We start from the raw sequence: 10,296 nt of genomic DNA, 5'->3' as shown, positions 1-10,296 counted from the left end.
CCGGTCGGACGAGGCGGCGGCCCGGCGGCGCTCGGCCGGGCTCCAGCGCCGGTCGAGCAGGAGGTGCGGCAGCCGGCGGCACACCTCGGCGCCGCGCCGGCGGGTGTACGCCGCGGCGTCGAGGGTGGCGAGGACGGCGGCCCGGGCACGGCGCAGCTCGGTGAGCGCGGGCGGCGTGAGGCAGCGGTCGTCCTCCAGGAAGGGCTCCAGTTCGTCGAGCCACAGCACGCACGGCTCGGCCGCCGCGGCGATGCCCGCCACGAGCGCGGGGACGTCGCCGGGGTGCGCGGGCCGGACGAAGCGGTGTCCTGGCAGCTCGGCGCGCAGCGCCTCGTAGAGGGTGCGGGTCGTGCCCGCGGCGGAGTCGCCGACGAGGAGCAGCCCGCCCCCGTGGACGCCCGCCGCCCGCACCCGGGCCCGTACGCCGGGGTCGGCGTCCCGGGCCACGTAGCGGGGGACGTCGCCGTGGTCGTCCACGGTCAGTCCGGCGTCGGCGGGGCCGGTGTCCGCGACGCGGGGCCAGGGCGTCAGCGCCGGGGAGGCCGCCCAGGGGGCACTCGGAGCCGCGCCGAACAGGGCGTGGACGGCGGGGTGGCGCGTGGACGTGGTGTCCAGCCAGGTGAGGTCGTGGCACTCCACCGGGAACGGGTACGTTCCGCCCAGCCGGTCGAACCAGTCCCACTCGGCCGGGGTGAGGGTGAGGGGGGCGACGAGGGTCCAGTGGTCGGGCGCGCCCTCGGCCGCCCGCTTCAGGGAGCGCGCGATCTGGGTGCGGCGCCCCGGGGTGAGCCGGCCGGTGAAGCCCTTCACCTGGAAAACGTGCCGACGGCCGTCCGGGAGCCGAAGCACGGCGTCCTCGCCCCGGTCGCCGCCGGCTCCTTCGATGTGCCGCAGGCCGGGGTACGCCGCCGTGAGGAGCACCGCCACGGCGCGCTCGAACGTCCGGCGGCCCTCGGCGAGCTCCTCCCACCACGACCGTGCGCTCATGATTCCGAGTGTGCTGGGCAGCGGGAGGGCATGCCGCTCGTTTCCCGCATCCCGTGCGCCGCCCTCCGGGCGACGGCGCCCCACACCTTCGGCACGCATGAGTACCCGCGGAGCCCCCGCGCCTCCGGGACGACGGCGGTGGCGGAGCAGACCACCCCGGCCGCGATGTCGGCCGCGTCCGTCGGGGAGTGGTGGATGTACGCGCCGGCGGCGCTGCTCTTCCTGGTCCTGTGCTGGCGGGTGCTGCGTGAGCGCAGGCGGTTCAGCAACGCGGTGCTCCTGGGGCTGACCGCCCTGTGCGCGCTCGTCGGGTGGCTGTTCCAACTGATCAGCTCCGGTACGGCGTCAGGGACGGTCGTCGCCGGTGTGCTGCTGGCGGTGGGCGGTCTCGGCATCCTGCTGCTGACCGGGCTGCTGTTCTCCAACGGCCTGCGCATGGTGCGCAAGGAGGGCAGGAGCCCCACCAATCTGCTCTCGCTCATGGCCGCGCTGTGCGTCGTCGGGCTGATCGCCCTGCTGATCGCGGCGGCGGTGGTGCGGACGCCGGTCATGCTCGGCGTGGGCGCCGCCGCCCTGGGGGTGGCCTGCTACCTCTCGTTCCTGTTCCTGAGCTTCCTCGCGTACGCGTTCCTGTACGGGCGACTCCAGGTGCGCCGCAAGGCCGACTACGTGGTCGTGCTGGGCTCGGGCCTGAGCGGCGGGTCGAAGGTGCCGCCGCTGCTGGCCGGCCGCCTCGACCGGGCGCGTGAGGTGCACGCGAGGCTCACCGGGCGCGGCCACTCCCCCGTCCTCATCACCTCGGGCGGGCAGGGGCCCGACGAGGACCTGCCGGAGTCCCACGCGATGGCCGACTACCTGACGGACCGCGGCTTCCCCGGGGAGTTGATCGAGCGGGAGGACAAGTCGACGACGACGGAGGAGAACCTCCGGTACAGCAAGGCCGTCATGGAGAAGGGGAACCCCGGCTACCGGTGCGTCGTCGTCACCAACAACTACCACGCCTTCCGCGCCGCGCTCACCGCCCGGCGGCTCGGCATCAGGGGTCAGGTGGTGGGCGCGCCCACGGCCCGGTACTTCTGGCCGAACGCCACCATCCGTGAGTTCGCTGCCGTCCTGGTGGCCTACAAGCGGACCAACGCCGCCATCTGCCTGCTGTTCGTCGCCGCCGGTGTCCTCGTCTGGGCGCTGCGCTGAGGGGACCTTCGATACAGCAGTCGCCCCCGGCGCCTCAGGGGCTCGCGGGCAGCAGCGCCGACGCGTCCGGTTCGCGCTGCGTGGCGAAGCCGCCGACCACGGCGAACCGGTCCAGGTCGACGACGGCGACCCGGTCCGTGCCGAGCAGGGAGACGTACGCCAGCGGCTTGCCGGGGTGGAGGGACACGGCGGCGGGGATGCCGTCGAGCGCGAGGGAGCGGATCGGCTTCAGGCCGGTGCTCCAGACGGTCAGGGTGCGGGCGGCGATGTCCGTCACGAGGAGCCGCTCGTCGTCGAGGGTGTAGACCCGCAGCGGGTCCCCTCCCGTCGCCGCCTCGCGCCGCACCTTCATGGTCCGCGCGTCGACGGCGACCAGCGTGGAACTCTTGCGGGCCCCGACGAACAGGGTCTTCTCGTCCCGGCTGAGGGTGCTACTCTCCGGCAGTTGGCCGGGCGTGACCAGGCGCGGGGGGACCGCGGCGTCGTGCGGGCGCACGAGGCTCACCGTGTGGGACAGCAGGCCGGTCACGTAGGCGCGCTCGCCGTCGCGGCTGAGGGCGAACAGGTGGGTCTTCACGCCGTGCGTGGGCACCGCCCGCACCGGTGCCTCGTCGGTGGCCGGGGCGTCGAAGCCGAGCAGGACCGCCCTGTCCTCGCTCAGGGCGTACAGCCGGTCCTCGCGGTCGATGCCCATGCCGTGGATGCGGCGGAACGGCCGCGTGTCGATCGTCCGGACCAGGGAACGCTCGACGAGGTCGACGACGAAGACCGCGGCGCCTCCCTCGCCCGCGGTGGAGGACATGCGCACGCCGTAGTGCCCGACGTAGGCGAACCGCCGGCGCGCGTCGACCACCATCTCGTGCGGGTGGTCCGGCAGCGGGACCGTCCCCAGCCGCCGCCCCGAGTCCGTGTCGTAGAAGCTCACCGCGTGGCTGCTCTTCTCCACCACGACCAGCACGTCGCCGGGCCCCGCCGCCCGGCGGGCGTCCCCGGCGGCCGCGGCCGGGGCGGGGGTGGCCGAGGCGGGGGCGGCCGAGGCGGGGGTGGCCGAGGCGAGTGGGGGGAGTCCGCTCGCCAGCGTGCCCGCTCCCGCGGCTCTGATCACCGTACGGCGCCTCATCACCGGCCTCACCCCGATCTGCCCGTCCACCACTCGACCCCCGGTGCGCTCGGCCATCATGCCTTTCGCCAGGCGGAGTCGGAACCGCCCCGCACACGCGTACCGGGGGCAGGGCACCGGGGGCGGCCGGGGTGGGCCGGGCGGTGCGCGTCCCACCCTCGCGTTCCAGGCGGCGGGCGTTCTCGCAGGTCAGGCACTGTTTTCGCGTTCCAGTGTCCCCAACTGCCCGGCAGCCGTGGCGCAGGTGACGGCTCGTCCCACATGCTCGGACCGTGCTCACCGGAAGTCCCCGTCGACCCAGGGCGCGGCCATCGCCGCGCGGGGCGGGGACGGGCCAGGTCCGGGAGCACGGCTCAGCAGTACGGACAGAGGAGTTCGGCAGATGTTTCGTCAGCGTGCACGTCTGATCGCCGCGCCGGTCGCGGCCGTCGCCCTGACCCTGACCATCGGTGCCCAGCAGGCCGGAGCGACGTCCTCCGGTACCTCGGGGGCGGCCGGCGGGACGGCCCGGGCGGCGGCCGCCTGCCTGGCCGGTGCCACGACGCTGGTCGGCGATCTCGACGGCGACGGCCGCCCGGACAGGATCAGCAACCCCGGGCACACCGGTGCCAGGATGACGGTCCAGTGGGGCGCGGCCGACGGCTCGTTCGGCGCGAAGCACACGGTGAGCAAGCTGCTCGGCGCGCGGACGGGCGAGGTCGCGACCGCGGCGGTCGCCGACTTCCGCAACGACGGCACCCTGGACATGGTCGTCAACATCGTCAAGCCGTCCGGCGGCGACGACCCCGCCACGGCGCGCGTCGCGGAGTACCGTCCCGGCCCGCTCAAGCGGACCAACCTCACGTCCGCCCACCCGCGCCACCTGGACATCGGCAACGCCGCCGAGGTCAAGCAGCTCCGCGTCGCCGACTACGGCGGCGACGCGTACCCGGACCTCGCGCTGCTCAGCAACGCCGGTGACGGGGTCCTCGAGCGGAACGTGCGCCTGTCGAAGCCGGGCAGCGGCCCGGGCGCCCGCAACGCCGAGCACGAGCAGAAGTACGGCGACTGGGGCACCCCGGCCGAGCCGCCGTCCATGCCCACCAACGGCTGGTCCCGCTTCTACAAGACCTGCTCCTGACCGCGCCCGGGTGCCGCCGGTGGCGCGGGGCACGGGCGGCACCCGGCGCCGGGCCGGACGGGCCGGGCGGGCGGAGGTGTGCCCCGCTCCCCCGCCTGCCGCCCGCCCCCGCCCCCTGTCCGTGGCCCGCGTCGCCGCGGTCGCAGAGAAGTCGCCGCGGTCACAGAGAAGAGCAAGGTCCCTTACCCAGCCCGTCCCTGGTCCGCACGGCCTCCGCACGGGTGGTGCTGGTCGTGGGCGCGGTCCGAGGGGCTCAAACGCCCGAGGGCCGCTTCCGCCCCGCTCCCGGCCCCCGTACGCCACCGCCCAGCAGCCCAGAAGGACGGCGAACCCATGACGCTCAGGCAAGGCGAGTCCCTGGCCGCGCACACCTTCGGCCTCCAGCTCGACGGTGTCCTGGTCGAGTACCTGGCCGAGGTCAGCGGCCTCACCGTCGAGCAGGACGTCGTCGTCAGCCCGCGGAACACCGACCGGGGCCAGATGGACATCACCATCCTGCCGGGCGTGCAGAAGAACGGGCAGTGCACCGTGGTGCGCGGCGTGACGCGGTCGGTCTCGTTCACGCGGTGGATCAACGACTCCGTCAACGGCCGCACCGGCACGGCCCGCAAGACCGCCGCCATCGTCCTGATGGACCACGAGGACAACCCGGTGCGGCGGTACACCCTGCGCAACGCCTGGTGCACCAGGACCGACACCGGCACCCTGACGGCCGACGAGGGCGCCGTGCTCACCGAGACCGTGACCATCGCCTTCGAGGAACTGGTCATCGAGTGAGGCGACGCACGCCCGCCGACGCATCGACGGCGGCGGCCGCGTTCACGTCGGCGGCACCGGCCGTGTTCCCGTCGGCAACCACACCCTCGTCGACGGCCTCTACCGTGGTCCCGGCGGTGTCGGCCGCAACTGCGTCCGCGCCGTCGGTAACACCTCGATCGGGTACGCCTGGTGGCTCGCACGACCCCGAGAGATCCCGACGGTTCGTGGGGGGCCGCGGGGCTTCGGGGCCGGGCGGAGCCACCGGACGTACCTCGGCCGCGGGTCCCGGCAACCGGCCGGGACCCGCGGCCACCACGGCCGTCGCGCGCACGCACCCTGGACCCGGGGGGCGAACTGGGGGACGGCTGCCGTTTCCTGGACCGGCACCTGAGGTGAGGCGGGCCCCGGCCCACGGTGTCCGTCATCTGTCCATGGGAGCCCGCCCCTTCGGGCTCGAAGCCCCGCGTCCCGGGCTGTTCGCGTTGACGCCCGGGCGCGGGAACAAGCCGCGCCGTGCGGAGGACGCGGGCGCCCTGTGTCGACTCCGGGGCGCCCGCCCCGGCGCCGCGGTGTCCCCTCCGCTTCGGCACCCCGCCGCGGGGCCCGTCCACGCACCGGCCAGGCCACTTCGGCCGGGAGGCCGGGCCGGGCGCGTCGCCGTGCCGAGGTCCGGCTCCGGGTACACGCGCGCCCCGCGGCGCGGTCGAGGACGGTAATCCGCTTTTCGGCGAAGGGAAAAACCGGCCACGCACACGGCCGAGGTGTGGTTGACGTATCGTGATCGTTCCGTTGTCATGTCGACGGGACTTTGTCACCCGGGCGCCACATCGCACGAGCCGTCCGGAACACCGGCCGAACGCGGCGCTCTTCATGCCGCGGCAGTCGCGATGACGACAGCACTCTTTCTCCGCCCCCTGAACCTGTGCCAAAGTCCTGTGCGGAACCACTCCGGAATCGACCGCGAACCGGCGGGGCAGGCACATTCATTGCCGGTACAGGCGAGTTGTCGCTCTTTCACTCCCGGAGCAGGCGAAAGCACGGGCACGTTGCAGGAATTCGCGCGTAAGCAGCGGGGCGGGTCCGGTCCATTCACGGCGGATTCGCGCATGCGACGAACAGGAGCAGACGCAGGTGATTCCTCTCTATTCGGTGCGGCGTGGGGCGTGGTTCACGGAAGGGCGCGCGGACGACGGGGCCCGGCCCGGTCGGACGCTGGAGCTGCGCCTGGGCGGCGCGCCGGACGCGGAGGCGTTGGCCTCGGCGGTCCGGGACGTCACGGGCGCCGGGACCGGCGACGCGGTGGTGCGCCGCACGGCGGACGGCCACGTGGTGAGGCTCGCCGTCCCGGAGCCCGGCCACGGTCCCCTCGCCCCGCTGGTACGGGACTTGGAGGCCGCCTACGCCGCGCGGCTGCGGGGCGGCGGGGCACCCGGCCACCCGGGCGCGGCCGAGCCCACGGACCTGGCCCGGAAGGCCCTCGGGACGGTGGAGTTCGTCCTGGACCACGGCCTGCTGCGCGCGGTCGAGGAGGCCGCCCGGGCGTGCGGTGTCACGGCCCCCGTGGTCCTGCGCACGGCGTTCGCGGTGCTCCTGCGACGGCTCGGCGACGGTGCGGGCCTGGCGCTGGGGCTGCCGGTCGCGGGGTGTCCCGGCGAGAGCGGGGTGCCCGGCGCGTCCGGCGCCGCCACCGGACCCGGGCCGACGGAGGCGGGCGAGGTGCGGCCCGCCGCCGACGGCCCGGCCGTGCCGACGGGCTCCGTACACCTCGTGCACCTGGTCGCCGAGGCCCCCGCGGTCCCGGCGGACCTGTGGCGGGACGACCCGTCGTGCGCCGCGCTGGCGCGGTGGCTGCGCGACCGGGAGGCGGACGCGGACGGCGGCGGCGCCCTGCCGTTCGCGCTGTACGAGGCGCGGGACGGGCGGAGCGGAGGCGGGGCCGTCGCGGTGCTCCGGTACGACGGGGCCGTGGGCGGGCGCGGGGCGGCCCAGTCGCTGGCGCGGCGGTTCGTGCGGGTGGTGCGCCAGGTCACGGCCGACCCCGGGCAGCGGGCCGACGCGGTGGACCTGCCCCTGACCCCGGTGGAGCCGCACGACATGGCGGCGTGGGAGCGCCGGTACCCGGGCCTCGCGGAGGTCTGGCCGCTCACGCCCCTGCAGGCGGGGCTGCTCTTCCACGCGCGGCTCGGCGATTCCTCGCGGGACGCCTATCTCATGCAGTTCGTCATTCATCTGCGCGGCCGGGTGGAAAGCGCACGCATGCGCGCCGCGGGCCAGGCGCTGCTCGACCGGTACGCGAATCTTCGCGTGGCTTTCGCGACCCGTTCCGACGGAGATCCGGCACAAGTCGTGGTGGCCGACGCGAAGCTGCCCTGGCGCTCCGTCGACCTGTTGACGGAAAGCGCCGGAATGCCTGTCGACGAAGGTTTCCGGGCGTTGGTGACCGAGGAATTCGACAGGCCTTTCGACGTAGCGGTTCCGCCGTTGGTGCGGATGCTGCTCGTACGGACGGCAAAGGAGCGGTACGAGCTGGTCGTGACGGCTCACCACGTCCTGTTCGACGGGATTTCGCTGCCGTTTCTGGTCAAGGATCTCCAGCGGTTCTACGGGGCGCACGGTGACGGCTCCGCGGTGCCGGGAAGGCCCGCGTACCGGGATTTCCTGGTGTGGCTCGCGGGGCAGGACCGGGACGCCGCCGCCCGGCGGTGGGCCGAGGAACTGGCGGGGGTCGAGGGACCGACGCTCCTGGCCCCGGCCCTCGACGCGGAGCCCACAGCCACGTCAGATCCCGAGACTCCGGCAGGCCCCGAGACCCCGGCAGTAGGCTCCGTGGCCCCGGCAGATCCCGAGATTCCGGCAGCCCCCGAAACCCGCGCCCCTGAATCCCCCGGAACCCGCGCCCCCGACCACGCCGCGGCCCCGGCGGCGGCCCCCGCGACGGACACCGCGGCCGACACCGGCGAGGCCCGCGTCGCCCTGTCCGCCGCGACCGCGCGGGCCCTGGTCCGGCGGGCCGAGGAGCTGGGCGTCACCCTGGACACCGTGGTGCGGGGCGCCTGGGCGCTGCTCCTCGGCGGCCTGACCGGGCGGCGCGACGTGGTCTTCGGCACGACCGTGCCCGGACGGCCGGAGGCGGTGCCCGGCGCGGCCGCCATGGCCGGGCTCTTCGTCAACACGCTCCCGGTCCGGGTGCGCCCGGCGCCCACGGACACCGTGGCGGACGTGCTGCGCGGCCTGGAGGAGCGGCAGCGCGCCCTCCCCGGCCACGCCTGCGGCCTCGCCGACATCCAGCGGGCCACGGGCACGGGCCCGCTGTTCGACACCCTGGTGACGTCCGAGGCGTACACCGTGGAGCTCGGCGACGAGGGCGGCGACGGTGTCGACGTCACCGGTGTGCGGGCCGGTGCCGGGACGCACTACCCGCTGACGGTGGCCGTCACCCCCGGGCCGCGCCCGCGCCTCGCGCTCCAGTACCGGCGCCCCCACGTCGGCCGCCACGCCGCCCGGGCCGTCGCCGACCGCCTCGCGCACGTGCTCCGGCAGATCGCCGACGACCCCGCGACGACCGTAGCCCGCCTCGACCTGCTCACGCCCGCCGAGCGGGCGGACCTCCTGACCGGGCACGACGACACCGCCCCGGTCGCGGCGGACACCCTGCCCGGGCTGTTCGCGCGGCACGCCGCCGCGGCCCCCGACGCGGTGACACTCGCGTACGGCACCGAGTCCTGGACGTACGCCCAGGTGGAGGCGCGTGCCAACCGGATGGCGCGCGAGCTGCTCCGGCGCGGCGTGACGGCGGAGACGGTGGTGGCGGTGTCCCTGCGGCGCTCGCCCGACCTGGTGGCGACGCTGCTCGCCGTGATGAAGGCGGGCGGCACCTACCTCCCCGTCGACCCCGCCTATCCCCCGGACCGGATCGCCTACCTGCTGGCGGACTCCGGCGCCCTGCTCGTGGTGGCGGACGGCGCGACGGCGGCGCGCCTGCCCGAGGTGGCCGTGCCCGTGCTGCGGTGGGACGAGCCGCGGACCGCCGCGGCGCTGGCCCGGCTCGACGACCGCCCCGTCACCGACGCCGAGCGCGGCGGGCCGCTGTCCGTCGCGCGGACCGCGTACGTCATCTACACCTCGGGCTCGACCGGACGGCCGAAGGGCGTGGCCGTCACCCACTCCGGCGTGGCCGCGCTGGTCGCCTCGCAGCGGCGGCGGCTCGGCCTCTCGGCCGCCGCGCGCGTGCTGCAGTTCGCGTCCCCGAGCTTCGACGTCTCGGTCTACGAGGTGTGCATGGCGCTGCTCACCGACGCCACGCTGGTCCTCGTCCCGGAGGACGAGCTGGCCCCCGGGCCCCCGCTGACCGCGACGGTCGCCGCGCACCGCGTCACGCACGTCTTCCTGCCGCCCGCGGTGCTCGGCGCGCTGCCGGCGGACTCGCTGCCCTCGGTCGCCTCGCTTGCGGTCGGCGGCGACGCGGCCACGCCCGAGCTCGTGGCCGGGTGGGCCGGAGGCCGGGACCTGGTCAACGCCTACGGGCCGACCGAGACCACCGCCATCGTGACCTTCAGCGACCCGCTCGTCCCCGACGGCCGCACCCCGCCCATCGGCCGCCCCGTCGCCCGCACCCGCCTGTACGTCCTCGACGGCGCGCTGCGCCCCGTGCCCCCGGGGGCGATGGGCGAGCTGTACGTGGCGGGCGCGTCGTTGGCACGCGGCTACCTGGGCCGTCCGGGGCCGACCTCGGACCGCTTCGTCGCCTGCCCGTACGGCGCGCCCGGGGACCGCATGTACCGCACCGGGGACGTCGTCACCCGGCGCCGCGACGGGCAGCTCGTCTTCCACGGGCGGGCCGACGACCAGGTCCAGATCCGCGGCTTCCGCGTCGAACCCGGCGAGGTGCAGGCCGCGTTGAGCGCGCACCCGGGGGTGGCGCGGGCGGTGGTCGTCGCCGACGAGCGGGACGGCGACCGGCGCCTGGTGGCCTACGTGGTCCCGGCGGCGGGCACGGCCGCGCCGCCCGCCGGGGAGCTGCGGGCCTTCGTGGCCGGGCGGCTGCCCGCGTACATGGTGCCGTCCGCGCTCGTCACCGTCGCCGCGCTCCCGCTGAGCCCCACCGGCAAGCTCGACA

Annotated in this window: 5 protein-coding genes and 1 pseudogene; 4 read left to right on the top strand and 2 right to left on the bottom strand. The window is 75.5% G+C overall.

The window, feature by feature from the left end:
• Positions 1-987: pseudogene (locus IE330_RS36045) on the bottom strand (hypothetical protein); the annotation flags it as partial.
• A gap of 195 nt (positions 988-1,182) precedes the next feature.
• On the opposite strand from IE330_RS36045, the gene IE330_RS36040 reads away from it, so the two are divergent.
• On the top strand, positions 1,183-2,181 hold the full coding sequence (locus IE330_RS36040; protein WP_190140401.1) for a YdcF family protein: 999 nt from the start codon (positions 1,183-1,185) through the stop codon (positions 2,179-2,181).
• A 34-nt stretch (positions 2,182-2,215) separates the two neighbouring features.
• Here IE330_RS36040 and IE330_RS36035 read toward each other — a convergent pair whose 3' ends face one another.
• The gene (locus IE330_RS36035) at positions 2,216-3,286 is read right to left on the bottom strand and encodes a YncE family protein (RefSeq protein ID WP_229926171.1); all 1,071 of its coding nucleotides are present in this window, start codon (positions 3,284-3,286) and stop codon (positions 2,216-2,218) included.
• Between the two features lie 397 nt (positions 3,287-3,683).
• On the opposite strand from IE330_RS36035, the gene IE330_RS36030 reads away from it, so the two are divergent.
• The 3 genes from IE330_RS36030 to IE330_RS36020 form a co-directional block, all read left to right on the top strand.
• Positions 3,684-4,421, top strand: a complete 738-nt coding sequence (locus IE330_RS36030; RefSeq protein ID WP_190140399.1) for an FG-GAP repeat domain-containing protein — start codon at positions 3,684-3,686, stop codon at positions 4,419-4,421.
• Positions 4,422-4,754: 333 nt separating this feature from the next.
• Entirely contained in the window at positions 4,755-5,198 is a 444-nt protein-coding gene (locus tag IE330_RS36025) for a phage tail protein (RefSeq protein ID WP_190140398.1), read from the top strand.
• Between the two features lie 1,113 nt (positions 5,199-6,311).
• A partial coding sequence (locus IE330_RS36020) for a non-ribosomal peptide synthetase (protein WP_190140397.1) occupies positions 6,312-10,296 on the top strand: 3,985 nt, incomplete at its 3' end.

Source organism: Streptomyces longispororuber (assembly GCF_014656095.1).
Taxonomy (GTDB): Bacteria; Actinomycetota; Actinomycetes; order Streptomycetales; family Streptomycetaceae; genus Streptomyces; species Streptomyces longispororuber.
Note: the sequence above shows the minus strand (reverse complement) of the source record. Positions and strands in the feature narration are given on the sequence as shown.